General features: G+C 60.2%; 20 protein-coding genes. 5 read left to right on the forward strand and 15 right to left on the reverse strand.

The window, feature by feature from the left end; genetic code table 11:
- Positions 1 to 8: 8 nt before the first annotated feature.
- The 14 genes from ACFZPT_RS08275 to yaaA all read right to left on the reverse strand — a co-directional run bounded on the left by ACFZPT_RS08275 (position 9) and on the right by yaaA (position 19,092).
- On the reverse strand, positions 9 to 473 hold the full coding sequence (locus ACFZPT_RS08275; RefSeq protein WP_034095988.1) for a hypothetical protein: 465 nt from the start codon (positions 471 to 473) through the stop codon (positions 9 to 11).
- Between the two features lie 540 nt (positions 474 to 1,013).
- Positions 1,014 to 2,465, reverse strand: coding sequence for a mannose-1-phosphate guanylyltransferase/mannose-6-phosphate isomerase (locus ACFZPT_RS08280; RefSeq protein ID WP_034095989.1), 1,452 nt, complete (start codon positions 2,463 to 2,465; stop codon positions 1,014 to 1,016).
- An 88-nt stretch (positions 2,466 to 2,553) separates the two neighbouring features.
- Positions 2,554 to 3,210 carry an alginate O-acetyltransferase AlgF gene (locus ACFZPT_RS08285; RefSeq protein ID WP_034095990.1) on the reverse strand — a complete coding sequence of 219 codons (657 nt, stop codon included), beginning with the start codon at positions 3,208 to 3,210 and terminating at the stop codon, positions 2,554 to 2,556.
- A 16-nt stretch (positions 3,211 to 3,226) separates the two neighbouring features.
- Complete coding sequence (locus ACFZPT_RS08290) at positions 3,227 to 4,402, reverse strand: alginate O-acetyltransferase (RefSeq protein WP_034095991.1); 1,176 nt, start codon at positions 4,400 to 4,402, stop codon at positions 3,227 to 3,229.
- Positions 4,403 to 4,413: 11 nt separating this feature from the next.
- On the reverse strand, positions 4,414 to 5,946 hold the full coding sequence (locus ACFZPT_RS08295) for an MBOAT family protein (RefSeq protein ID WP_034095992.1): 1,533 nt from the start codon (positions 5,944 to 5,946) through the stop codon (positions 4,414 to 4,416).
- Positions 5,947 to 6,163: 217 nt separating this feature from the next.
- Complete coding sequence (locus ACFZPT_RS08300) at positions 6,164 to 7,273, reverse strand: mannuronate-specific alginate lyase (RefSeq protein ID WP_047881628.1); 1,110 nt, start codon at positions 7,271 to 7,273, stop codon at positions 6,164 to 6,166.
- 8 nt (positions 7,274 to 7,281) lie between these two features.
- Entirely contained in the window at positions 7,282 to 8,730 is a 1,449-nt protein-coding gene (locus ACFZPT_RS08305) for an alginate O-acetyltransferase (RefSeq protein ID WP_034096761.1), read from the reverse strand.
- An 11-nt stretch (positions 8,731 to 8,741) separates the two neighbouring features.
- Positions 8,742 to 10,310, reverse strand: a complete 1,569-nt coding sequence (gene algG / locus ACFZPT_RS08310) for a mannuronan 5-epimerase AlgG (RefSeq protein WP_034095994.1) — start codon at positions 10,308 to 10,310, stop codon at positions 8,742 to 8,744.
- Complete coding sequence (locus tag ACFZPT_RS08315; RefSeq protein ID WP_099312813.1) at positions 10,310 to 11,797, reverse strand: alginate export family protein; 1,488 nt, start codon at positions 11,795 to 11,797, stop codon at positions 10,310 to 10,312. Before ACFZPT_RS08315 ends, algG begins: the two co-directional genes overlap by 1 nt.
- Entirely contained in the window at positions 11,794 to 13,155 is a 1,362-nt protein-coding gene (algK, locus tag ACFZPT_RS08320) for an alginate biosynthesis TPR repeat lipoprotein AlgK (RefSeq protein WP_034096762.1), read from the reverse strand. The genes ACFZPT_RS08315 and algK overlap by 4 nt, the downstream gene beginning before the upstream one ends.
- Positions 13,156 to 13,325: 170 nt before the next feature.
- Positions 13,326 to 14,492: an alginate biosynthesis protein Alg44 gene (locus ACFZPT_RS08325; RefSeq protein ID WP_034095996.1), complete on the reverse strand. Its 1,167-nt coding sequence runs from the start codon at positions 14,490 to 14,492 to the stop codon at positions 13,326 to 13,328.
- Between the two features lie 38 nt (positions 14,493 to 14,530).
- Complete coding sequence (gene alg8, locus ACFZPT_RS08330; RefSeq protein WP_034095997.1) at positions 14,531 to 16,021, reverse strand: mannuronan synthase; 1,491 nt, start codon at positions 16,019 to 16,021, stop codon at positions 14,531 to 14,533.
- 74 nt (positions 16,022 to 16,095) lie between these two features.
- The gene (locus tag ACFZPT_RS08335) at positions 16,096 to 17,412 is read right to left on the reverse strand and encodes a nucleotide sugar dehydrogenase (RefSeq protein WP_047881700.1); all 1,317 of its coding nucleotides are present in this window, start codon (positions 17,410 to 17,412) and stop codon (positions 16,096 to 16,098) included.
- Positions 17,413 to 18,312: 900 nt separating this feature from the next.
- Complete coding sequence (gene yaaA, locus ACFZPT_RS08340) at positions 18,313 to 19,092, reverse strand: peroxide stress protein YaaA (protein WP_034095998.1); 780 nt, start codon at positions 19,090 to 19,092, stop codon at positions 18,313 to 18,315.
- Positions 19,093 to 19,212: 120 nt separating this feature from the next.
- Here yaaA and ACFZPT_RS08345 point away from each other — a divergent pair, with 120 nt between their 5' ends.
- The 5 genes from ACFZPT_RS08345 to moaE all read left to right on the forward strand — a co-directional run bounded on the left by ACFZPT_RS08345 (position 19,213) and on the right by moaE (position 23,332).
- A complete protein-coding gene (locus tag ACFZPT_RS08345) occupies positions 19,213 to 20,337 on the forward strand; it encodes a polysaccharide deacetylase family protein (protein WP_034095999.1) in 1,125 nt (374 codons plus the stop codon).
- Positions 20,338 to 20,676: 339 nt separating this feature from the next.
- A complete protein-coding gene (locus tag ACFZPT_RS08350) occupies positions 20,677 to 22,071 on the forward strand; it encodes a PhoH family protein (RefSeq protein WP_379555144.1) in 1,395 nt (464 codons plus the stop codon).
- A 96-nt stretch (positions 22,072 to 22,167) separates the two neighbouring features.
- On the forward strand, positions 22,168 to 22,641 hold the full coding sequence (gene moaC, locus ACFZPT_RS08355) for a cyclic pyranopterin monophosphate synthase MoaC (RefSeq protein ID WP_034096000.1): 474 nt from the start codon (positions 22,168 to 22,170) through the stop codon (positions 22,639 to 22,641).
- Positions 22,638 to 22,880 (forward strand): MoaD/ThiS family protein, encoded by a 243-nt coding sequence (locus ACFZPT_RS08360; RefSeq protein ID WP_034096001.1) that lies wholly within the window; start codon positions 22,638 to 22,640, stop codon positions 22,878 to 22,880. Before moaC ends, ACFZPT_RS08360 begins: the two co-directional genes overlap by 4 nt.
- 2 nt (positions 22,881 to 22,882) lie before the next feature.
- Complete coding sequence (gene moaE / locus ACFZPT_RS08365) at positions 22,883 to 23,332, forward strand: molybdopterin synthase catalytic subunit MoaE (protein ID WP_034096002.1); 450 nt, start codon at positions 22,883 to 22,885, stop codon at positions 23,330 to 23,332.
- 134 nt (positions 23,333 to 23,466) lie between these two features.
- Here the strand turns inward: moaE and rhlB are convergent, their stop codons facing one another.
- On the reverse strand, positions 23,467 to 24,936 hold the full coding sequence (gene rhlB, locus ACFZPT_RS08370; protein WP_034111841.1) for an ATP-dependent RNA helicase RhlB: 1,470 nt from the start codon (positions 24,934 to 24,936) through the stop codon (positions 23,467 to 23,469).
- Positions 24,937 to 25,001: the final 65 nt, after the last annotated feature.

The following is a 25,001-nucleotide window of genomic DNA, read 5'->3' on the forward strand; positions in this document are numbered from 1 at the left end:
GTCCTTTATCAGTCCGCGAAGCTGCCTTGCAGGTGCTCGGCACGAAATTCCAGGGTTTGCGGACGGTAGCCGGGGCGTAGCGGTGGGGTGGGCAGGCAATCGTCCCAAGTGGCGCCGGCCTGCAATTCGCCGGGGCCGCGATAGCGCGGGGCGGCGTAGACGTTGTCGGCCAGGTTAACGGTGTCGCCCGGTGCGTAGGCCGCGACGCGCCAGCGCAGTTCGGTGAGTGGCACGTCGTTGCCGTTGTTCAGGGTCAGCTTCAGTGGCCGATCGGCTGGGCAGTCCTGCGGCGCGTAGGTAATGCGCAGTTCCAGGCGCGCCAATTGTGAGGCTTCGCGGTTGTCCAGCCACACCACCCAAACGGCCACGCAACCCAGGCCCGCCAAGGCCGCGAGGGACACCGGCAGCGCTTTGGCCGGGTAGCGCAGCAGCAGGATCAGCCAGGTGATGATCAGGAGAATGCCGAAGAACATGGAGACCACCTCGAATTTGGAACCAGCATCCTAACTTAAGCGTAGGTGGGATTGGGTAGCTTGAGTGCTGTGGTGGCCTTGCGGGCCCTATCGGGGGCAAGCCCCCTCCCACATTGGAATGTATTCACAGATCAAAGGCAGTAGGGGGCTTGCCCCCGATAGGCCCCACACAGCCAGCGAAAATCCAAAAAAAGCCCGCACCCACACTGGTATGTATTCACAGATCAAAGGTGGGAGGAGGCTTGCCCCCGATAGGGCCCTCACAGCCAGCGAAAATCCAAAAAAAGCCCGCACCCACACTGGTATGTATTCACAGATCAAAGGTGGAAGGGGGCTTGCCCCCGATAGGGCCCTCACAGCCAGCGAAAATCCAAAAAAAGCCCGCACCCACACTGGAATGTATTCACAGATCAAAGGTGGGAGGGGGCTTGCCCCCGATAGGGCCCTCACAGCCAGCGAAAATCCAAAAAAAAGCCCCCACCCAACCCACTGCGGATAGGGGACGCAATGGGTTGGGCGAGGGCTTCTTGTACGACTGTTTTACTGCGCGATAGTTTTCACCGACACGCCACGTTCGATCGGCGTCGAGCGGCCGTAGATGTCTTCGAAGCGTTCGATGTCGTCTTCGCCCAGGTAGCTGCCCGATTGCACTTCAATGATCTCCAACGGGATCTTGCCTGGGTTGCGCAGGCGATGCACCGAAGCGATCGGGATGTAGGTGGACTGGTTTTCGGTGAGCAGGAACACGTTCTCGTCACAGGTCACTTCGGCGGTGCCGCTGACCACGATCCAGTGTTCGGCGCGGTGGTGGTGCATTTGCAGCGACAGGCACGCGCCCGGCTTGACCGAGATGTGCTTGACCTGGAAGCGGCCGCCCATGTCCACCGAATCGTAGGAGCCCCACGGACGATACACTTCGCAGTGGTTCTGGGTTTCGCTGCGGCCCTGTTCGTTGAGGGTGTTGACCATCTGCTTGACGCCCTGGACCTTGTCCTTGTGGGCAATCATCATCGCGTCCTTGGTTTCCACCACCACGATATTGTCCAGGCCGATCACCGACACCAGTTTGCCGTTGCCGTGCACCATGCAGTTGCGGCTGTCCTGGATCACCACGTCGCCTTTGCTCACGTTGCCGTTGGCGTCTTTGTCGTTGACCGCCCACAACGATGCCCAGCAACCCACGTCGCTCCAACCGGCGCTCAGCGGCACTACGCAGGCGCGTTGGGTTTTTTCCATCACGGCGTAGTCGATGGAGTTGTCCGGGCAGCAGGCGAATGTCGCGTCGTCGAAGGACACGGTGTCGGCGGTCTGCTCGCTGCGTTCCAGAGTCAGTACGCAGGTGTCGTAGATGTCCGGATCGTGTTTTTTCAGCTCTTCCAGGAACCGGCTGGCACGGAACAGGAACATGCCGCTGTTCCAGAAGTAACCGCCGCTTTTGACGAACTCGACGGCGCGTTTTTCATCGGGTTTTTCCACGAACTGTTGCACGCGGCTCACGCCTTCGGGCAGCAGCGAATCGTTGGTGGACTTGATGTAGCCATAGCCGGTTTCCGGGCGGGTGGCCGGCACTCCGAACAGCACCATCTCGCCACGCTCGGCGGCTACGGTGGCCAGGGCCAGGGCACGCTGCAGGGCTTTCTGATCGTCGATCACGTGGTCGGCGGGCAGCACCAGCATCAGCTCGTCGCGGCCTTCGTTGACCAGCATCATCGCGGTCAGGGCCACGGCCGGTGCGGTGTTGCGGCCAAACGGTTCCATCAGGATGCGCTGGCATTCGAGCTTACGCGCGGCCAGTTGCTCGTTGACGATAAAGCGGTGGTCCTTGTTGCAGACCACGATCGGGGAGTCCATGCCTTCGAACACCAGGCGTTCCAGGGTTTGCTGGAACAGCGTGTGCTCGCCGGTCAGGGCCAGGAATTGCTTGGGGAACTGTTTACGGGAAAGCGGCCAAAGACGTGAGCCGCTACCACCGGAAAGGATTACTGGGATCATGGGTGTTTCTCCTTGAATTGATTTGGGTCAAAGCCTGTGGGGGGGTTAAGCCCGCGCCCACAGGGTTAGCGTCAATTTCAGAATCTAATCAGCGGGTCGACACAGGGCGTTTCACCCACACTGGCGACAGGCTCGAACCCGAGCCCGTTACATACAGCACCGCCGCTTCACCACGTTCCAACGCAACCGGCTTCACATCGCCGACTTTCTTGTCACCGTCATACAACGCCAGGCTCACCTTCACCGGGTTGATTTCGCGCTCGCCACGGCCTTTGGCGGCCACCGACTTGACCACATCGGTCTTGCCATCGGCGGTTTTCAGGGTCAGGGCCTTGTCGCTGAGGTTCTGCACGCGCACCAGGGATTTCTGCTTGTTCTTGAACGGCGGTTCTTCGATCAGCTGTGGCTGACCGCTACCGCTGTTGACCAGGGTGTAGTAGTGATCGGCGGCGAGCTTGACCGGCACGGTCTGGCTGCCGACTTTGGCGCTGTAGTCACCGCCAGGCATAAAGCTGAAGTCGCTGCTGGCCAGTGGGGCCACTTCGCTCAGGTTGGTGTTGCCAACGGTGGCGCTGACTTCCTGGTTGCTGGCGTTGTAGACACGCACGAAGCTCGAACCTTTTGGCGCGGTCGGGCCGTACAGGGCTGCGTCACCACCGGCGAAGGCGGACATCGATACGACGCTCAGGCCGGCAGCGATGGCCAGAGTCTTGGCGAGACGACGAGGAGTTGTAGTGAAAGTCATGTGAGTTACCTCTCTTTCAGTTTTGCGCCCGTTCGGGCGTCTCGGATTTTTCAAGGGTGTTGAGTGCCATGTTTTGTTGGCGCGAACCGGCTTGTTTAAGTTGCGCAACCCACGATGGGTCGGCATCACCGATTTCGTTGTTGACCGGCAGATAACGTTCAGGGAACTCCCAGATCAGTACCTGGGGCGGGCTGTTCTTGAAGTCGTCGCTTTTGAGGTAGCTGAGCATCGGCAGGATCGGGCCGTGGCCGTCTTCGGCATAGCTGATCACATCGCTGCCCAAGGCTTGCTTGAGGGCGCCGACGAAGTTCCAGTTGGGGTTGGCGCTGTAGCTGGTGCCCACCAGCGCCACTGGGGTTTCGCTGTCGCTGAACAGCGCGTCGTCGCCTTTGGTTTCGGCCAGGTGCGTGACGCGTTTTTGCAGCGGCTCTTTAGGTGGCATCAGGTTTTCGAACAGCGGGTCCAAGGGCAGGAACAGACGCAGGTCGCCTTTATGCGGCTCGGTTTTTTCGGCCTCGGTGACAAAGCGCTGTGGCTCGCCACTGAGCGGGGTCTGCTCGGCAATCGCCTTGGCCAGTTGCTTGGCGGCGACTTCCGCGCCGTCCGGCGTCCAGTGGGTGTCGGTGCGCAGGAACACTTGCTTGCCGCTCAATTTGGCCTGTTGCAGCGGGCCAAGCAGGTCGGGGGCCGGGATCTTGTCGGCGGCGACACGGGCGTGGAAGTCCTGATACAGGTTGGCGTGGATGCTGGCCGGCTTCACTTCACCCAGGTGTTCTGGATACAGGCGTACCTTGGCCGGCACGATCGCCATCACCAGTTGAATGCCCTGGGCCTTGAGCTTCTGGCGCACACCTTCGACCAGCGCGTAGTTGCCTTCCAGGTTCTGGTCTTCGTTGACGGCGGGGTTGAACTCCTCGTCGCTGTACAACCAGTGATCGCGGCCCAGTACCACGCCAGGACGGCCTTCGTTGAACAGCTTGTAGTCCAGCGCGGCCCACAGGTTGGTGCCCAGGCGTTTGATTGGGAACTCGTCGTCGTAGTGGGTTTCGACGGCTTTGGTCCAGCGACCGTTGAGCACAGTGGCGTCGGCGTTGGTGCTAAAGCCGAAGAAGCTGCGCAGCGACCAGGCGCCCAGTGCCAACAGCAGCACCAGAAACAGGCCGATATAGAGGACGCGTAATGAACGGGTCATGGTCGGCTCCCTCAGAATTGGAAGTAAAGGAACGGCGAGAAACTCTGCGCCGACAGTTTGAGAATCGACGCCACGAACAGCAGCAGCACCGCAGCGCGCATGGCGTAGCGTGGCCAGTCAGCGGTCCAGTAGGCCGGTTGCACGGCAGCGTCCTGGCCCACGGTAAAACCGGGCTGGTGGATGCTGCCGGGGTTGTCGCCCGGTACGGCCTTGATCAGGCTTGGGTCGGCCGGCTTGGTTTTGTCGGCGGGGCGGTTGGTGTAGAAGTCGCGCAGGCCGAAGAACGCCAACGTCGCATACGCCACCACCAGGGTTGCCACTTGCAGGCCGGTGAGGCTGGCACGGTTGAGTTCCGACAGCGACCACTCGCCAAAGCTGAACATCGCACCGTACATACGGCCGGCGACGTGCAGGTTTTCGGCGCGGAAGATCACCCAGCCCATCACCACCAGCAGGAAGGTGAAGGCCCAGCGCAGCACATTGAAACTGCGCGGCGCGGTGTTCAGGCCGATGGCTTTTTCGATCGCCAGCCACATGCCGTGCCAGGCGCCCCACACGATGTAGGTGATGTTCGCGCCGTGCCACAGGCCACCGAGCAGCATGGTCAGGAACAGGTTGCGATAAGTAATCAGCGTGCCTTTACGGTTGCCGCCCAGGGTGATGTAGAGGTAGTCACGCAGCCAGGTCGACAGGCTGATGTGCCAGCGGCGCCAGAACTCGGTGATCGACTGGCTGATATACGGCTGTTTGAAGTTTTCCATAAAGCGGAAACCCATCATCAAGCCCAGGCCGATGGCCATGTCGCTGTAGCCGGAGAAGTCGAAGTACAGCTGCGCGGTATACGCCAGCGCGCCGAGCCAGGCATCCCCGGTGGTGGGGTTTTGCAGGGCGAAGCAATGGTCGGCCACCACCGCCAGGGTGTCGGCGATAAAGACTTTCTTGATAAAACCCTGCATGAACCGCGTGCAGCCCTCGGAGAACTTATCCAGGGTGTGGGTGCGGTTGTTGAACTGGTCGGCCAGGTCGCGGAAACGCAACACCGGGCCGGCGATCAGGTGCGGGAAAATCGCCACGAACGCCGCAAAGTCGATGAGGTTGCGCGTGGCCGGGGTGTCGCCACGGTATACGTCGATGATGTAGCTGATGGACTCGAAAATGTAGAACGAGATACCGATCGGCAACAGCACGTGGGTCAGGATGAACGGCTCCAGGCCCATCGATTTCATCATCACGTTGATGCTGTCGACACCGAAGTTGGCGTACTTGAAGTAGCCGAGGATGCACAGGTCGACGGCCACGCCGAGCAGCAGCCAGCGTTGGGCCGGTTTGGTGCGCACACCGGCGGCACCGACCTTGAGGCCGATCCAGTAATTCCACAGCGTCACGGCGGCGAACAGCGCCAGGAAGTCCACTCGCCACCAGGCGTAGAACACGTAGCTGGCAATCAGCAGCAGCAGATTGCGATAGCGTTGCCCGCTCAAGTAATACAAGCCGAGAAAGATCGGCAAGAACAGAAACAGGAACACATTGGACGAGAAAACCATCCCGATCTCTCCATGTTTAACCAACAGTCAAGGGCCAGAGCCCCCCCAAACCCCCCACGAAAAAACGGGGGGGCGGTACTACATTCCTACTGACGAAACCGGCTCAAAAATGTGGGAAGGGGCTTGCCCCCGATGGTGGTGAGTCAGTCACCGGATGTATCAACTGATACACCGCTATCGGGGGCAAGCCCCCTCCCACATGTCTAACCGCGTTGCGTCAGGAGCCTTTATTGCCTTTCTCATGCGCCGGGTCGTAGACCTTGGTCAGGTCGCCGCCCAGGCGGAAGGTCTTGAACGGCTGCATGCCATGCTTGCGTTCGATCACATCCGGTGCACAGGTGTAGAGGTTGCAGAACGGTTCGAGCCAGGCGAATTTCATGGCCTGCTTCAGGTCCTTCATGTCCTGTTCCTTGCCGTTCTTCTGCTCGAAGATTTCCGGGTCTTTCACTCCGGCCAGCACCTTGTCGCCCAGGCGCTTGAGCGCGCTGTTGTTTTCCTGGCGCAGGTCCACGCCGTTGACCAGGGCGAAACTGGCGATCATCGACAGCGGCGGCAAGGCGTAGTTGTGGTACGACAGCGCGCGTTGCTGGCGCTTCAATTCGTTAGGCAGGAAACCTTGGTCGTCGACCTGGTTCACGCCGACCTTGTATTCCTTCACCGCCCAATCGAACAGGTCGCGGCGGTTGGTGGCGACGGAGGTTGCCATCACCGACCAGGCGGCCCAGTAGGAGTGGTTGTTGGTTTTCTCCAGCGGCAGGTTGTCCCAGTCGCTCACTACCTGATCGGCCAGTTTGTTGAACCAGGCTTCGATCAGCTGCGACTCCTGCTGGTGGTTGGCCAGCGGGTGAGAGTCGGAGAACTTCAGGCGCACATAGGCCGAGGCCATGCTGCCCAGCGCCCATTTGCGCATGGACTTGCCGGTGTGGTTGAAGTCCTTGGACATCAGCGCATCGGCCTTGGCCCAGGACACCAGCCAGTTCAACGTGCATTCGAGCTGCTCCGGGCGACCGTCGCGCATGAACTGCATCACGCGCTTGCTGGTGTCTTTTTCCAGCTTGGTAATGTCAGCGGTGCTGTCGCGGAACGCCTGCTCGGACTGCACATTCAGCGTGGCGCGTGCCTTGTCCGAACCTTCGTACTTGCTGCGAAATTGCAGCGGCCCGGTGTAGGGCGTGGGCATGGTGTCGCAGTTTTCCTTGAAGTCGCCGGTCTTGAACGCTTCGATCGGTGCGAAATAGCCCTGGGGCGGACGCAGCGGCGCGGCGGCGTTGACGGAGCCGGCGAACATCGCCAGGCCCAGCAGGGTAGGGAGCATCAGCTTTTGCATAAGTAACCTCACTTCCCGAGTTGGGCGGTCTGTTGACCACCGCTTGGGAATACGTTGCGTGTGCAAATTTTCGCTTCGACCTTCTGCGCGGCAGTGCCCTTTTCCGGGCCTTGCACTTCCACGGCCAGCAAGTTCTGCGAGGCCCAGTCTTCGTCGGTGCGCAGTTCAAAGGCGAAACGCCCGTCTGTATCGGATGTTTCGGGTTTCTCGATCTTGATGTCCTCGTGGCGCCCGTTCATGTACCAGAGGGTGGCTTGCAGGGTTTTCACCGAGGTGTCGGCGAAGCGGATGTCGACCTGATGGTTGGCGTTGCGCAGGTCTTTGTTCGAACTGTTGACCAGCAATTCGTTCTTGCCCGGTTTCAAGGTGGCGCTGGCGCTCATCTGCGCGGGCTTGCCTTCGCAGCCGTTGTCCAGCAGCGACATCATTTGGCGGTAGATGGTCTCCTGGTCGAGGCGATACAGCGGCGAGAATTCCCAGATCAGGATCTTCGGCGGGCTTTTCTGGAACTCGTCGCTGCCCAGGTACTGCAGCATCGAGCCTTCCAGGCCGCCGCCGGGGAAGGCGACGTTGAGGATGTCGGCGCCGATTTCTTCTTCCAGGAACCCGGCGAAGTTGTAGTTCTTGCCGCTATGGCTGGTACCCACCAAGGTGATCTGCGGGTTGCCGGAATCGCCGAACAGGTCGCCGTCGCCCGCTTCGCCCTTAGGCTCGGTGGTGAACTGGTCCATGTACTGGATCGCGTAGCTGGTGCCGCACAGTTGCCCGGCCATGTTGTGCAGGGTGCCGGTCTTGCCCATGCGCCCGGAGCGCTTGGTTTCGAATTCACGCTTGGGAATATCGGCGAATTCCGGCATTTGCTTGACCTTGGCCGCGACGATTTTCGCGGTGCGCTGGGCGCCGTATGGGGTCCAGTGTTGGTCGCCACGGAAGTAGAAATCGTGGGCCGGTAGTTCGTCGGGCAACTGCTCGTTGGTCAGCGGCGACAGGTCCGGCACCACGTAACCCATCTTGGCGAAACGGCCGAGCATGGTCTTGTAGTTGGTCAGGGCCTTGTCGAAGTCGTACGAGGCTTTCTCTGCGGGATTGAGCTTGTTGCGGTTCACCAGGCCACGGGTCGGCTGGTAGACCACCACCAGTTCCACGCCTTTGCTTTTGAACGCGTCATGCAACTGCTGCATGCGCTTGTAGCCGGCCGGGGTGGTGTCGAACTCGGTGCGCAGGTCTTCCTGGGTACGGAACAGCCAGTCGCCCTGGGCTTGCACCAGGGTGGTGAAGTTCTGCTGGTAGCGCGTGGTGTAGTTCTTCGCGTCGTGGGCGGCCGGGCACAGGCTGCAGCACGGTTCGGCGGTAAAGGTCGGTGCCTTGACTTCGTCGGCGCGCACGCCTTGGCTGGCCGCGAGCAGGCCGAGGGTCAGACCCGAGAGGCTCAGCAGTTTGATCATGTGTGGGTGCATAAGGGTCATCCTCAGTCCTGCATTTCGGTCTGGCGTTCGACAGGGTCGATCAGCACGGCTTTCTGCTGGCGCACCAGCAGGTCGAGAATTTCTTCCTGGCGATCGCCGAGGACGCCGGAGAAGCTGATACCGCTGGATTTGGTCGGCGCCAGCATCGACACGCGATACAGCTCGATACTCAACGGCGAGTCGATGGACAGCGGCCCGCTGCCGTTCCCCGCCAGTTCACCGCCGACCACGATCAGGGAAACCTTGGCGTCGAACGGGTCGAGGGCGATGTCGCGGTCGGTGTCGGTCAAGTCCTTGATGTGGCCGTAGACGCCGGTCAAACCGTTGGCCATCGCGACGTTTTCGTACAGCTTGATGTTTACGCTGTTACGCACGCGGATGCCGTGGCGGCGGTTGCTGATCACCTTGTTGCCCCACAGCAGGTTGTCGCCGCTCTCATAGAGGGTGATGCCGTCGGTGTGGTTGCGGTAGATCTCGTTGTCGGCGATCAGGTTGTTGACGCTGTTACGGTCGATCACCAGGCCCGAGAGTTTGTTGTCGTAGCTGCGGTTGTTGAAGATGAAGCTGTCGTTCACTTCCCGGGAAATGATGATGCCGTGCTTCTTCTTGGTGCCGTAGACGGTGTTGTCCGCAATGATCAGGCCGTGGGAACGGTCGTGGGGGTCAATGCCGTAGACGATGTTGTCTTTGTAGGTATTGCCCTTGATCACGAAGCCGGTGGTCTCGTAGCAGTAGAAGCCGTACCACATGTCCGAGAACTCTGAATCAATGATCCAGCCGGTCGGCTCAGGGCGCTTGAGTACCTTGGCCATATTCGGCGTGTACTGGGAAATACTCACCCCGTACGACTTACTGTTGGCGTAGCCGAAACTGGCCATTTTGCTGTTGGCGACGTAGGTCTCGGTGCCGCCCCAGGCCAGCAGGAACGGGCGGAATTCCTTGGGCGACTTGAACAGCGCCGGCCCATTGGCCTTTTCGCTCCAACCGGTGATTTTGGTGTCGCGCACAAACAGCTGGCCGTCGTTGATCAGGAACGAACCGGCTTCCTGGGACAGGCGCAGCTCTTGGGTGCGCTTGTCGATTTCGAGGATGCCCTTGCGCCCGACCACGATCGGCAACTTGGCCAGGAACACGCCCGGCGATGTCTCGCTCAGGTACTGCTTGGGCACTTTGCCCAGCAGGTCCTTGAGGTTCATGTAGCCGTCGTCGATAAAGATCGCCTGGGGAATGCCATGCTGGCGCACCACCCATTCGGCCATCTTGTTATCGCCGCCGATAAAGTCCTTGAGCGCGTCTTCCTGCATCATGCGACGGATGCTGATTTTGCCCGGCTTGGTGCGTACGATCTTTTTTTCCATGGCCGCGGCGGTGTAGCCCGACAGGTCGGGCAGGGCCGGCTTGGCCATTTCCAGCGGCGCGGTCGGCGGGCTGGAAATGGTGTAGGTCTTGGCCTGTTGCAGTTCCTTGGCGATGGTCGGCGCCTTGGCCGTCGTATCGGCAAACGCGGTGGTACTGGCCACCAGCATTGCCGCGACGAGTAGGCTTTGAGCATTCATTGCGCAGGCTCCCATCAGAATTTCCAGATCACGTCGACAAACGCGCGATGCATGTACGAGTCGACCTGGCTGCCGTAGGCGTCACCCGGTTTGAACACACCCGCACGCAAACGCACCAACGCCGACGGCTCGTCGATCGACTGGCTGAGCGCGGCCGGCAGCAAGCCGGTCTTGAAGTACTTGGTGACCACCAGGTCCATCTCCTGACCCAGGTCTTTCTTACCGTCTTCCAGCGGCAGGGACGTGCTGGAGAGGATCGCGCCGGTCACGTCGTCGGTGTTGTTCTGCACCGCGTCGATACCGTTGCTGCCCACCGGCTTGTTGCCGTCCACGCGCCAGAACTTGTGGTACACCAGGCTGGCGTCATAGTCCTCACGCAGTTGCCAGGAGCCGAACAGGCTCATGGACTGCATGTTGTTCATTTCGCCGCGAAACGCTTCGCCGAAGCGATGCACACGGGATTGGGTGCCGGTCCAGTTCGAACGGTTGCTCTGCAGGCCGTTCTGTTCGTATTCGGCGCTGGCGCGGGCATAGGCCGCACCCACTTGCCACTGCGGGTCGAGACGCAGGCGGATACCCAGGTCGGTGGCCCAGCCGTTCACTTTATCGCTGCGCTTGGCCTGGTCCGGGCGGCTGCCGTCTGCTTTGAGGGCGTTGACCGTGTCGCGGTCGCCCTGCATACCGGTGACGCTGGCCCAGTAGTTGACGGTGTTGGTGTTGCGCCAGTTGTAGGCGTCGCTGTTGGCTTCGATGCCGAGCCAGGTCAGGTCGCCGTTCTCGCGCTTATCCAACGAGTCGGTGGGCACGCCCGGTTCGGGGTAATCCAGCTTGCCGTCGTCATGGGTGTGATGGCCGCGCAGGCCGATCCACTGGCCCGGCATCCACTGGTAGGAAGCGTCGGCGTAGAAGTGCTGGCGGTCCTTGTCCTTGGGCGACAGTTCCTTGAGGTCGGTGCGGTATTCGCTGAAGCGTTCGGCGGCGCCCACATTGGCTTTGAGCAAAGTGGTGTCGAAGGTCCAGTTCAGCGCTTCGATGTTGGTGTCGCGCCATTGGCCGTCGTCGTTGCGCAGGCGCTGGCGGCCGAACTTGAGGATCTCGCCGGGGTAGGGCGTGAAGCCGCTGTAGCCCACCCAGAACTCACGCATCGCCAAGTAGTTTTTCTTGGCTTTGCGGTCGTCATTGGTGGTGGGCTGGTCTGCGTCATCGGCCGACTGTTGCAGGGTGTCGGTCTCGATAATGTCGCTGGACACCACCGCCTGGCCCATGGCGTAGGCGCTCCAGTTGCCGCTTTCGCCGTAGATCCACGGGCGCAGGTCCAGGCCGACGCCGTTGACGTCGCCGCCTTTCTGGGTGCCCAGGTCGCGGTCGTCTTCGGATTGCGCGGTTGCTTTGACTTCCAGGCCGAAATTTTTGGCTTCGGTCAGCGCGGCCAGGGTCGGGCACGACCACAGCAGGGCGAAGGTCAGGCCAATACCGGCCTTGACGAATGGGTTGAGCTTCATAGGGATTCCTCGCCGTCTTCTTCTTGCAGGGCGTGCAGTTGCAGCGTGCTTTGGGCCAGGGTGCCGCGCGCGGCCAGCTCCTGTTGCACCAGGCGTTGGCCTTGGGCGCGTTGTTCCGGAGTCAGCGGGGCTTCGAGCTGGGCGGCCAGGTCATTGGCCTCCGGCGTGTCCTGGGCCTTGGCCAACTGGCTGAAGACATAGGCATTGACGGGGTCGGGCTTGGTGCCCTTGCCTTGGGAAAACAATTGGGCGATGGCGAAATCGGCGCTGTTCTGGCCGTTGCGCGCAGCGGTCAGCAAGTGGTCCAGGGCCTTTTGCGGGTAGACCTTGCCCAGGTAGCCACGGCGATAGATCTGGCCGAGGTAGTAATCGGCGGCCACTTCTTTGCCAACGGCTTTTTCGAAATGCGCTTCGGCGGCCTTGGCATCGGCCGGCACCCACTTGCCCTCGTAGTAGAGTTTGCCGAGCAACAGTTCAGCGCGCGGCTGGTCGGCGGCGCGGCCGTTGTCCAGGTACTTCATCATTTGGTCGACGTCGCCCAGTTCGGGGAAGTCGTAGAGCAGTTGCGCCAGGCTGACCCAGGACGCCGGGTAGCCGGGGGCGATTTTTTCCAGCAGCGCCTGGGCCGTCTTTTCGTCGGTCTTGCCCAGGGAGGCATCACCCAATACGCGGGCAACGCTATCGACCCGTTGAGCGGTGACGGTGCCACGGCTGTAGCCGGCTTCCATCTGCTTGAGCAGTTCGGCTTGTTTTTCTGGCTCGGCTTTCTTCTGATAGACCGTAGCCAGTTCGACGTAGCAAATATCGGTGGTGTTCAGCGCGGCTTTGCAGATGCGCTCCACATCATCCAGATGCTGATCGTAGGTGTTCTGGGTGCGATACAGCAGCACCTGGGCCAGGCCCGCTTCCGGATAACCCGCCGCCTGCCACTGACTGATCTGCTGCTGGGCATTCACATTGGGAAAGCTGTGAGGGTATTGCAGGTACAGCATCGCCAGTGGAATCAGGGTGTTGCCTTCGCCATTGGCAAAGGCTTTTTTCAGCAGGGTTTCGGCTTCGTGGTGCTCGGCCTCGGTGGCGCCGGGCTTGGCCACCAGCAGGCGACCCAGGCGCGCCTGGGCGCGGGGCGAAGTATCCGCTGCGGCGCGGTACGTGGCCTCGGCCTGTTTGATCTGCGCCGGGTCACGAGTGCCAACCTGGATATCGGCCAGGCCCACTTGGGCCTCGCTGTAACCCAGGTCGGCCAGTTGCTGGTAGTTCTGCTGCGCGGTGACGGTGTCGCCGCGCTTGAGCGCTTCATTGGCCAGGCGTTGGTCGGGCAGGCCGACGCAACCGGCCAGCGAGATGGCCAGGGCCAGCGCACAGTAGGCCGAGGCGAAGTGGGATTTGCGCTGTGCGGGAGATGGCTTGCCTGCGAGCGTATCGGCGCGGTCAGCCTGGTAAACCGAGTCGCCAGCATCGCGGGCAAGCCCGGCTCCCACAGGGGCCAGTGTTGTTGTCGAGATAAGGTTCACAGGCATGTCCTCGCTTACAGACCGTGAGCCATGGCTTTGTCGATCAGCCAGTTCAGCGATGGGCCGCGGTCGCTGATCACTTCCACCGGGCGGCCGGCGTAGGTGCTGTCCAGCGGGGCATCAGGCTTGATCTGCACGCGGATGTCGGAGGACAGGTCGGCGCTGTTCAGGCTGGTGCTGCTGACGATGGTGCCGGTGCGGGTCTGTTCTTCGTCGGCGACCTGGAAGCTCACCGGTGTACCTGGGCGCACGTCGGCGAACTGGCGATAGGTGAAGCGCGCTTCGACGTTGGCTTCGCTGCCGCGTGGAACCAGTTGGAAGATCACGTCGCCCTTGCTGGCGTATTGGCCGTCGGCGACCAGTTGCTGCGCCACCACGCAATCGCAGGGCGAAGTCAGGGTGCCGGTCATTTGCTTGCCGAACAGCTCTTCGACTTTGGCCGGTTGCAGTTGGTCTTCGTCGAGGTGGCCTTTGAGCACATCGAGCATGCTGGTGCTGAAGGTGGCCAGCGGCGCGCCCTTGGCGGCGACCGCATCACCTTTGAGCAGGCTCTGCACGGTGCCGTCGCGCGGCATGGTCACGTTCATGCCCGGTACGCTGACCAGGCCGGCCTGGGCGTGGCTGACAAAGTACATGCTGTAGATCGACTTGAAGACGAACCCGAACGCTGCCAAGCCCACCAGGAAGATCGCCAGGCTGAAGGTCACGGCACGCAAGCGACCGAAGGCGCTCATGTTGCTGCCGCCGTCCTTGACCTTGCGCGCCTTGGTGAAGTTGTCGCGCTGCAGAGTCGCCAGCACGTCGCCCATGGTCACGATGTCACCGGACAGGTGCGAGGTGATCAGGTGGCGCAGGGTGGAAATATCCTGGGCGTCGAGGTTCTGGAACTGGCAACCGGTGCGGCCGGTCTGGCGGTCGTAGGAGCGAATCTGCAGCTCGACGTCCATGGCCAAGCCAAGGTTATCGATGACGAATTGCAGACGACCCTTGTGCACTTCACCCACGTTCAGCGGCTGGGTGGCGGTGAACGCCAGGCCGCCGGCGGACAGGTCGATCACCCGTGCTTCGGTCTGGCTGCGGTCAGTGTTGAAAAAGCGCAGCTTGGCCGGGATTTTGACCCGGGCGTGCTGACGCTGGGCTTCGGATTCGTGGACAACGTTGGCGTTTACTTGGCTGTTCATGACGGTGTAATTCCTAGGTTAATTCAGGCTTGGCTGGGTCAGACCATCATCAGCAACACGGCGACGAAAATGCTGCCGGCGGAGAAGGTCATGGTCCGAGACGACCAGGTGTTGAACCAACGTTGAAAGCTGGCCAAATCGCGGGTCAGTTTGGTGTCCTGGCGGGTCCAGGACTGTTGATCAAGGCGGAAGAACACGTAGATCTTCACCAACGCGCCCATGATCTGGTTGTAATAGAGAATCAGCGGGTAGGCCGGGCCGATCTTGTGGCCGGAGCACGACAGCAGCAGGGTCAGGATCAGGCGGGTGATGCCGATCCACAGCAGGTACGCGAGGATGAATGCGCCGCCGTACTTGAAGGTGGCGATGATTGCCACGGTCAGGCCGAGCAGCGAAGTCCACATCGACACGCGCTGATCGAACAACACGATGCTGGTGAACAGACCCAGGCGACGCACACCCAGGCCCAGGGCACGGGAGTTCTGACGCAGGTTGTTGCCGTACCAGCGGAACATCAGCTTGCGGCTGGCCTTGATAAAGCTCTTTTCCGGCGGGTGTTCCACGGTGTTGATCGCGGCATCCGGCACGTAGAACGTGTCGTAGCCCAAGCGCATCAGGCTGAACCAGCTGGACTTGTCATCACCGGTGAGGAACTTGAAGCGGCCCAGGCGCCAGTGTTGCAGCGAGTCGCTTTCCACGTCAGCAATAAAGCCCGGGTCGGTGACCACGCTGGCGCGGAATACCGACATACGACCGGTCATGGTCAGTACGCGCTTGGACAGGGCCATGGAACACATGTTGATGTGGCGTTGGGCGAAGCGCAGCTTGTGCCACTCGCTCATGATGTAACCGCCGCGCACTTCGCAGAACTCGTTGGTGGTCAGGCCGCCGACGTTGCCGAACAGCTGGAACCACGGCACGGTCTTGCGTACAACGCCTTCGGCGAGCACGGTGTCGCCGTCGATCACCGCCACGACCGCGCGGTCATCCGGCAAGTGACGCGAAATAGCACGGAAACCGAAGGCCAGGCCGTCGCGCTTGCCGGTGCCGGCGATACGCACGAAGTCGAGCTTGACGTGTTCTGGTGGGTTCATCTTTTCCCACAAGCTCTTGACCAGCAGCTCATCGGACATTTCCACCAGGGAGCAGACCACGGTGGTCGGGAAGCCACAGTCGATCGCTTCACGGATCACCGAGCTGTACACCTGGGCAGTGGTCAGGGCATCGATGCGGAAACTGGTGACCATCAGAAACACATGGGACGGGTCGGCAGCCTTGCCCAGCTTGCGGACTTTGCGGCGCAGGTGCGGGTAGACCACATACAGGAACAGCATGCCGCGAAAGAAATGCGTAGCGCCCATCGAGTAGCGCCAGATACCGACGGCGCCAATCAGGAAAATAAAATTCTTCGACTCGGAGTCGAACGTACTCGCCGGCAACAGCAGGGCGAGTCCCATCAGCAGGCTCAGAAACAACAGCCAGCCGGCGGATTGGAGGAGTACGTGTTTTAGCGTGGACATAAGCGTCATCCGAAGGTGAAGAAGGCTTCAAGCTGCAAGCGCTGGGGATAAGGACGCTTGCAGCTTGAAACTTGCCGTTGCTGTTACCAGCAAATGCCTTCAGTACGGCCGCTCGCGCTGGTGGCCTTGGACATGAAGCCCACCAGATCGACCACTTGCTTACCTTCCGGCGCGTTATGGGCCAGGGAGCGGAACTTCTCGTCGCGGTTGCCCAGGATGATCACGTCGGAGTTGTTGATCACATCGTCGAAGTCCGAGTTGAGCAGGGACGACACGTGTGGGATCTTGCCTTCGATGTAATCCTTGTTGGCGCCGTGAACACGCGCGTATTCGACGTTGCTGTCGTAGATGCTCAGGTCGTAGCCCTTGCCGATCAGCATCTCGGCCAGCTCGACCAGCGGGCTTTCACGCAGGTCATCGGTACCGGCCTTGAAGCTCAGGCCCAGCAGGGCGACTTTGCGTTTGTCGTGGCTGGAGACGATGTCGAAGGCGTTCTGCACCTGGGACTCGTTGCTGCGCATCAGGGAGTTGAGCAGCGGTGCTTCCACGTCCAGGGAGCCGGCGCGGTAAGTCAGGGCGCGAACATCTTTTGGCAGGCACGAGCCGCCGAAGGCGAAACCTGGGCGCATGTAGTACTGGGACAGGTTGAGGGTCTTGTCCTGGCAGACCACTTCCATCACTTCGCGACCGTCGACACCGACCGCTTTGGCGATGTTGCCGATTTCGTTGGCGAAGGTGACTTTGGTAGCGTGCCACACGTTGCAGGTGTACTTGATCATCTCGGCGACGGCGATGTCCTTGCGGATGATCGGTGCGTCGAGTTCTTCGTACAGCGACTGCAGGACATCGCCGGAGGCTGTGTCGAATTCGCCGATGACGGTCATCGGTGGCAGGTCGTAGTCGGCGATGGCGGTGGATTCGCGCAGGAATTCCGGGTTGACCGCGACGCCGAAATCGACGCCTGCTTTCTTGCCGGAGCAGTCTTCGAGGATTGGAATCACCACGTTAGCGACGGTGCCCGGCAACACGGTGCTGCGCACCACGATGGTGTGGCGGGTGGTCTTGTCACGCAGGACAAAACCGATCTCGCGGCATACCGATTCGATGTAGTTGAGTTCCAGGTCGCCGTTTTTCTTGCTCGGCGTGCCGACGCAAATCATCGACAGGTCGGTATCGCGGATGGCTTCGGCGAAGTTGGTGGTGCCGCGCAGTCGACCCGTTTGGATACCCTGGCTCAACAGTTCGCCCAGACCCGGTTCAACGATTGGCGATTTGCCAGCGTTGATCAGGTCGATCTTTTCCTTGGAGATGTCCACGCCGACCACTTCGTGGCCACGGGCAGACAGGCAACCGGCACAGACTGCGCCAACGTAACCCAAACCAAATATGCTGATGCGCATCGCATTTACCTCATTGTCATTGAAGACGGTGTTAATCATGCCAATAGATGGCCGGAGTTCATGTTTGCAAGCGTCACTGTTTCCACGAAAGTTAGGCGAATAGACGCCGACTTACCGTGTACAGGCATGTTAAATAGTGAGTGTCTAACAATTGCACTCAAGTTGTGCGCAACGTGGCCTTGTTATTGGGGCCTGCCCTCAAATGCAGCCAGCCTTCCTGGGAGAAGGGCATGGCGCCAGTGCCGCAGAGCTTTGATAGGGGCAATAAGCCTTTAAATATCAAAGCCTTGGGATGTATCACTGACCCATTGGGGTAAGCACGACCTTGGCCTTATAGTTTGTGGCAATAATTCCTTATCGCCGCCTTTAACTAATCAGTTGGTAATATGACCCATGAGTCGAAGTTGAATATGACAACTTCGCTACTTCCGTTGGTCGCCATGTAAGTCATCTCTTACAGAAACCGAGAATTTCGTTACCGGTGGTATGAGCGGCGCTTTAGGATGAAGTTCCTAGCCGCTCATCCTGTTTCCAGAAATTTCTTGAAATACGAGAGGAGATGGCACTAGTACTATATTGATAGCACTTGCTATTTGGGCCAGTAGTTGTGGGGAGTTGGCGCGTGGGGATAGTTTTGTGCCACTAGTGTGAAAAAAAACCGGTGCCACTACGAAAAAAAACGATGAATGTCGAGTGAAACTATTGATAGGGTTGTGTCGTGATATTTTTTGACGTCAAATAAATGACGATTTTTGATCTGCAGTGCAAACAGATAGGTGGGAGGCACCTGCCCCCGATTGCGTTGTGTCAGTCAATTTATGTATCGACTGATGCGCTGCCATCGGGGGCAAGCCCCCTCCCACATCTGCATTTTTTTGTCTGAGAGAGGCGGGTACGGCCTTATTCCGGTGCGTGGTCGCGCAGAAACACCAGGTTGTCCGGCTTAGACTGCTCCGCATTGAAGCGGTAGCCTTGCACATCAAACCCCTTGAGCTTTTCGGGGTCATTGATGCGTTCTTCGATCACAAAACGGCTCATCATGCCGCGCGCCTTTTTTGCGTAGAAACTGATGATTTTGTACTGGCCGTTTTTCAGGTCCTTGAACTCGGTGTTGATGATCCGCGCGTTCAGGGCCGTGCGTTTGACTGCCGAAAAGTACTCGTTGGACGCTAGGTTGAGTAGCACATCGTCACCTTGGGCGGCCAGGGCTTCGTTGAGCCATTCGCTGATGCGTGCGCCCCAGAAGGCGTACAGGTCCTTGCCACGGGCGTTGGCCAGTTTGGTGCCCATTTCCAGACGATACGGCATCATCAGGTCCAGCGGGCGCAGCAGGCCATACAGGCCTGAGAGCATGCGCAGGTGGTCCTGGGCGTAGCTGAAATCGGCGTCGCTGAACGTTTCCGCGTTCAAGCCGGTATACACGTCGCCCTTGAAGGCCAGCAGGGCCTGCTTGGCGTTTTCGGGGGTGAAGGCGGGCGTCCAACTGCCAAAGCGCGCGGCATTCAGGCCGCCGATCTTGTCGGAGACGTGCATCAATTCGCTGATCTGCGCCGGGCTGAATTCGCGCAGTTGCTCGATCAGTTCCTGTGAGTGATCCAGGTACTGCGGCTGGGTGAAGCGCGCAGTGACCGGCTTTGACTCGAAATCGAGGGTTTTGGCGGGGGAAATCACCATCAGCATGAAGTTGGCTCCTGTAATCGTGGGCGCGATTCTAGGGGCTGGGGCGATTTGACTCCACCTATGATGGCGATAGGCGCGATCCGCTATGATGGCCGGTAGTTCTGGAGAGGGAGACCCTGTGTGCGAATAGCGCTTTTATTGTCCGCTTGTCTGTTGTGCCTAAGCGCCCAGGCCGCGCCGGTGGACGTGGCCAGCCTGGACCGTGGCATCTGGCCCGAAAAGCTCAGCACGCCGGCGCTGTTCGATGTGGGCTCGCGCGCCGAAATCCTGATGTTCGCCCACAGCCTGCTGGCCAGCGAGTCCCAGGATGAAGCGGCTCTTAAACAACGCCTGGGATTGAAGATCATCAACCTGGCGGCCATCAACGACCTGCGCCGTGAGCTGTGGCAACGCTTGCTGGAGAACTACAGCGTCGCCCAGCAGAGTTGCGAGGTGGATGCGTCGTTCTGCTACCTGGTGGAAAACATGGACGACCTTCGCGAGGAGGCCGGCAAGTTCCAGATCAGCGAAAGCTCCTTCTATATAGATTGGGCCGCCCCCAGCCATGCCTTCCATGAGCGCTACCTGGACGAACTGCTGCGCAAGGCCGCGCTGTTTCCGCAGATCAGCAGCGAGGTTGCGCGGTTCGGCGACCATGAACGCAATGGCGATGAATTCAATGACCGCCTGTTCCTGCTGACCTTCGACGGCGGCCCCGCGCCCGTCAGCGGCAACACCGATTGGCTGGCCGACTATCTGCGCAAACAGAAGATGAACGGGGTGTTCTTTGTCCTCGGTAGCAGCCTGCAAACCCGCGTGGAGCGCAGCTCCGCCGCCGACGTGCAGGCGCTGTACCAAGGCCAGTGTGTGGGCACCCAGGGCTGGCAGTACCGTTCCCATAGCCATTGGGTGGACTGGCAAAGCTCGATCACCCGCAGCGCTGCGCTGGTGCAGAACCTGATGCCGGAAAACTACCTGCCGCTGTTTCGCCCACCCTATGGCCAGCGCCGCGCGGACAGCCAGGGGTTTTTCCAATCACAGGGCTTGCAGGTGGCGTTGTGGGACATCGATTCCCAGGACGAGCCGGGCAAGCTCAAGGCTGAAGAATCGGCGCAGCGCGTGCTCACGCTGATGCTGTTATGGCGCAAAGGCGTGATTGTGTTTCACGACACTCAGGACAAGGCGCGGGTGGCATTGCCGTGGTTGCTGCAGGCGACCGCGCAGAGCGGCCTGGGTTGGCAGGACTGTCGCGAAGCGTTTCGATGAAGTGCCCGGCCCTGTTGGGTTTGCGCAAGTTTCGGGGTGATTTTGTGCGACATTTCGATGCAGGCGGACTTCCGACTTTAACGGCGCAGCTGGCACTCGGCTAGTGCTATTCGTCATCCTGAAAAATAAACTTCAAAAAAGCGTCAAAGTGCTTTTTCCTGTCACACGTTTTGCGGTATTACGAAGTCAGATCGCCGAAACCTGCAGCACAGGTGGCGTCTTCCAAGACTCCTCATGTGGGCATGCACTTGACGTCACTCAGGTGCATTCGGTGGTCGAATCGAGGCGCAGCACCGCCCAGGTATTGCGTCGACTGGCTCCCACAAAAGGTGACCGAGTATGGATGATCATGGACGTAACCCTTCTTCCGACCAGCCAATCCTTTATGTGCTTGATACGAATGTATTGATCCACGATCCAAACGCACTGCTCAATTTCGAAGAACACCACGTCGCCATCCCGATGATCGTGCTTGAGGAGCTCGACAAACTCAAAAGCGGCCACCACAGCGTTGCCGCCGAATGTCGCCAGGCCATCCGCCTGATCGACAAGACCCTGGGCGAGGCCTCGCCTGAAGATGTTGAAGTCGGTGTGCCGATCCAGCGCGGCAAGAGCGGACCCAAGGGCTTGCTGTCGATTCTGATGAGCAAGCGCAGCGAGCCCAACAGCCTGCTGCCGGAAAACCTGAACGACAACAAAATCATCAACCAATTGATCGACCTGCACGCGCGTGACAAGGACCTGCGTCTGGTGCTGGTGACCAAAGACATCAATATGCGCCTCAAGGCTCGCGCATGTGGGATCGCGGCCGAGGACTACAGCACCGACCAACTGGTCGACGACGTTTCGATGCTATCCCGTGGGTATCACACCATGACCGGTTCGTTCTGGGACCGTGTCAGCAAGGTGGAAACCCGTCAGGACCATGGCCGCACCTGGCATCAGGTACAACTGATCGACAACCTGCCGGCGGTGCATTTCAATGAATTCATCATCGACGAACAGGGCTTCGTGGGCTGGATCAAAGAGATCCAGGTCGACAAGCTGCTGATCCTCGACCTGCATCAGGAACCCCTGTTGCACCAGGAAGCCTGGGGCCTGAAACCGCGTGATATCTACCAAAGCCTGGCGCTGTATGCGCTGTTGGATCCGGATATCCATCTGGTGAACCTGACCGGTGCCGCCGGTTCCGGTAAAACCATCCTGGCCCTGGCGGCCGCCATCGAACAGACCATGGTCACCAAGCGCTATCGCCGCATCATCGCCACCCGCAGCGTGCAGGGCCTGGACCAGGAAATCGGCTTCCTGCCCGGCACCGAAGCGGAAAAAATGGAACCGTGGCTGGGGGCGATCACCGACAACCTCGAAGCCTTGCACATGGATGACGAAAACACCCATGGCAGCGTCGACTACATCCTCAGCAAAGTGCCGTTGCAGTTCAAATCCCTCAACTACATCCGAGGTCGCAGCTTCCAGCAGAGCCTGATCCTGATCGACGAATGCCAGAACCTCACGCCGCACCAGATGAAAACCATCATCACCCGTGCCGGCGCCGGTTCCAAAGTGGTGTGCCTGGGCAACCTGGCACAGATCGACACCCCTTACCTGTCCGCGACCAGTTCCGGGCTGACCTACCTGACCGAACGCTTCAAGGATTTCCCGAACGGCGTGCATATCGCGCTGCAAGGGGTGCCTCGCTCGATTCTGGCGGAATACGCAGAGTCGCATCTCTGAGTCGCAAGCTTTAAGCTACAAGCTGCAAGTGGGTCCGGTGAGCTTTTGACCTGCCGCTTGCAGCTTTTAGCTTTTTTGCTGCCTCAAGGAGGCCTCGTGCTGACTCATCTCGATTCCCAAGGTCGCGCCCATATGGTCGACGTCACCGACAAGTCCGTGACGTTCCGTGAGGCGGTGGCCGAAGCGCGGGTGCGCATGCTGCCCGAGACCCTCAAAATGATTGTCGACGGTGCCCACCCCAAGGGCGACGTGTTCGCCGTGGCCCGTATCGCCGGGATCCAGGCGGCCAAAAAGACCAGTGATCTGATTCCCCTGTGCCATCCGCTGATGCTGACGGGCGTCAAGGTCGAGCTGGCCGCTGAAGGGGAAAATACCGTACATATCGTCGCGCGCTGCAAGCTCTCGGGGCAGACCGGCGTGGAGATGGAAGCGTTGACCGCCGCCAGCGTCGCCGCACTGACCATTTACGATATGTGTAAGGCGGTGGATCGCGGCATGACCATCGAAAACATTCGCCTGCTGGAAAAACTCGGCGGCAAGAGCGGGCATTTCAAGGCAGACCAGGCATGAGCATCAACGTATTGTTTTTTGCGCGTTACGCCGAGGCGGTGGGCTTCGATTCGCTGGAGATGGAAGGCGAGTTTGCCACCGTGGATGCCGTGCGCCTGGCCTTGGCCAGCGACCCCGAGTTCGCCGTACTTAACGAGGCGAGCCTGATGTGCGCGCGCAACGAGGAGTTGTGTGATCTGGACGAACCGGTCTTGGCCGGTGATGACGTGGCGTTTTTTCCGCCCGTGACCGGAGGCTGAACGTGGCCATTCGTGTGCAGGTGGAGGCCTTTGATCCGGGTGCGCAAGTCAATGCCATGCACGCCGCGAATGTAGGCGTGGGCGCGGTGGTGAGCTTTGTTGGCTACGTGCGCGACTTCAACGATGGGCGCGATGTGTCTGGCATGTTCCTCGAACATTATCCGGGCATGACCGAAAAGGCCCTGGCCAAGATCACCGCCGAAGCCGAGCAGCGCTGGCCATTGCTCAAGCTGGAGGTGCTGCACCGCGTCGGCGCCCTGGGGCCGGGCGAGCCGATTGTGTTCGTCGCGGCCGCCAGTGCACATCGCCAGGCGGCGTTCGACGCCTGTGCGTTTGTGATGGACTATCTGAAGACCCGTGCGCCGTTCTGGAAGAAGGAAAACACCCCGGAAGGTGCGCGCTGGGTGGAAGGGCGAGACAGCGACCACACTGCGGCGGATCGCTGGAAGTAGTACGGTCAAAAATCAGCTGAAATTAAATGTGGGAGGGGGCTCGCCCCCGATAGCAGTGTGTCAGTCAACAGAGGTGTTGAATGTGCCATAGCTATCGGGGGCAAGCCCCCTCCCACTTTTTATCGCATTTCAGCTTACGGGCGTTTGCGCTCTACGGCCCGCAATAGATGCGTCGGCGGTGTCTCGCAGCTGATCTTGCGCCCCAGCAGCGCTTCGATCGACGGCAACTGATACGAGTCATCTTCCCCGGCAAAGCTGATCGACACACCCGCCGCTCCGGCGCGGCCAGTACGGCCGATGCGGTGTACATAGTCGTCCGGCACTTCCGGCAGAGTGAAGTTGATCACATGGCTGATGCCGTCGATGTGAATCCCGCGGCCTGCCACGTCGGTGGCCACCAGCACGCGAATCTTGCCTTCGCGGAAACCTTCCAGGGTCTTGATGCGTTTGTGCTGAGGCACGTCGCCGGACAGTTGCGCGGCGTTTACGCCGTCACGCACCAGGCGTTCTTCGATGCGGCGCACTTCGTCCTTGCGGTTGGCGAACACCATCACCCGCTCCCAACCGTTGTCGTTGACCAGGTTGTAGAGCAGCTTGTATTTGTCGGCACCGGCCACGGCGTAGATATGCTGCTCGACGTTTTCGCTGGCGACGTTTTCCGCTTCGATCTCCACGATCGATGGGTCGGTGGTCCATTGCTTGGCAAGGTTCATCACGTCTTCGGTGAAGGTCGCGGAGAACAGCAGGGTCTGACGCTCGCTTTTCGGCGGGGTCTGGCGAATGATCTGGCGTACCTGTGGGATAAAGCCCATGTCGAGCATACGGTCGGCCTCGTCCAGCACCATCACTTCGACCATGTCCAAGTGCACATCGCCGCGCTGGTTGAAGTCCAGCAGGCGACCCGGAGTGGCAACCAGGATGTCGCAGTGGCGGGCTTCGAGGTGCTTGAGCTGCTTGTCGAAGTCCATGCCGCCTACGAACGTCATGACGTTGAGGCCGGTGTACTTGGTCAGGTCGGCGGCGTCCTTGGCGATCTGTACCACCAACTCGCGGGTTGGCGCGATGATCAGCGCGCGCGGTTCGCCCATGTAACGTTCTTTGGGCGGCGGCGTTTGCAGCAGTTGGGTAATGATCGAGATCAGGAACGCGGCGGTCTTGCCGGTGCCGGTCTGCGCGCGGCCGATGGCGTCTTTGCCGGCCAGGGTAAAGCCCAGCACCTGCGCCTGGATCGGCGTGCAGTACGGGAAGCCCAGGTCCTGGATGGCGTGCATCAGTTCCGGAGCCAGCTTGAAGTCATGGAAGCGGGTCTTGCCTTCCTGGGGCTCGACGACGAAGTCTTCGAGTTTCCATGGGGTGACCGGCGGTTTGGGCGCACGTTGACGGCGCGGTGCTTTGGCTTGCGGGGCTGGCGTGGCCTCAGCCGGTGCAGTCTGTTCGGGCGCGGTCACCGATGGCTTCCTGGGCGGGGCCACAGGTGCGGTCCGGCCGGGCTGTTGACCGTCATTGCGGCTGCCGGGCGTCGGGACAGGGGCGCTGGGAACAGGCGCGAGCGGCTCAGCCTCGCTTTTGCCGAACATCTTCTTGAGTGCTTTGAGCACGGTGATCTCATTAATTGGTTAAGGAATATACGCCGGCCAGTGTAATGCAAGATTCGGGCGCGGCGTAGTGC

This window comes from Pseudomonas sp. MD330_10 (assembly GCF_042610415.1).
Lineage (GTDB): Bacteria > Pseudomonadota > Gammaproteobacteria > Pseudomonadales > Pseudomonadaceae > Aquipseudomonas > Aquipseudomonas rhodesiae.

Excerpts from the sequence above, each read along its gene's own strand:
- ACFZPT_RS08275 (WP_034095988.1), bottom strand. The coding sequence starts at position 473 with ATGTTCTTCGGCATTCTCCTGATCATCACCTGGCTGATCCTGCTGCTG.
- ACFZPT_RS08280 (WP_034095989.1), bottom strand. The coding sequence starts at position 2,465 with ATGATCCCAGTAATCCTTTCCGGTGGTAGCGGCTCACGTCTTTGGCCG.
- ACFZPT_RS08285 (WP_034095990.1), bottom strand. The coding sequence starts at position 3,210 with ATGACTTTCACTACAACTCCTCGTCGTCTCGCCAAGACTCTGGCCATC.
- ACFZPT_RS08290 (WP_034095991.1), bottom strand. The coding sequence starts at position 4,402 with ATGACCCGTTCATTACGCGTCCTCTATATCGGCCTGTTTCTGGTGCTG.
- ACFZPT_RS08295 (WP_034095992.1), bottom strand. The coding sequence starts at position 5,946 with ATGGTTTTCTCGTCCAATGTGTTCCTGTTTCTGTTCTTGCCGATCTTT.
- ACFZPT_RS08300 (WP_047881628.1), bottom strand. The coding sequence starts at position 7,273 with ATGCAAAAGCTGATGCTCCCTACCCTGCTGGGCCTGGCGATGTTCGCC.
- ACFZPT_RS08305 (WP_034096761.1), bottom strand. The coding sequence starts at position 8,730 with ATGCACCCACACATGATCAAACTGCTGAGCCTCTCGGGTCTGACCCTC.
- algG (WP_034095994.1), bottom strand. The coding sequence starts at position 10,310 with ATGGGAGCCTGCGCAATGAATGCTCAAAGCCTACTCGTCGCGGCAATG.
- ACFZPT_RS08315 (WP_099312813.1), bottom strand. The coding sequence starts at position 11,797 with ATGAAGCTCAACCCATTCGTCAAGGCCGGTATTGGCCTGACCTTCGCC.
- ACFZPT_RS08325 (WP_034095996.1), bottom strand. The coding sequence starts at position 14,492 with ATGAACAGCCAAGTAAACGCCAACGTTGTCCACGAATCCGAAGCCCAG.
- alg8 (WP_034095997.1), bottom strand. The coding sequence starts at position 16,021 with ATGACGCTTATGTCCACGCTAAAACACGTACTCCTCCAATCCGCCGGC.
- ACFZPT_RS08335 (WP_047881700.1), bottom strand. The coding sequence starts at position 17,412 with ATGCGCATCAGCATATTTGGTTTGGGTTACGTTGGCGCAGTCTGTGCC.
- yaaA (WP_034095998.1), bottom strand. The coding sequence starts at position 19,092 with ATGCTGATGGTGATTTCCCCCGCCAAAACCCTCGATTTCGAGTCAAAG.
- ACFZPT_RS08350 (WP_379555144.1), top strand. The coding sequence starts at position 20,677 with ATGGATGATCATGGACGTAACCCTTCTTCCGACCAGCCAATCCTTTAT.
- ACFZPT_RS08360 (WP_034096001.1), top strand. The coding sequence starts at position 22,638 with ATGAGCATCAACGTATTGTTTTTTGCGCGTTACGCCGAGGCGGTGGGC.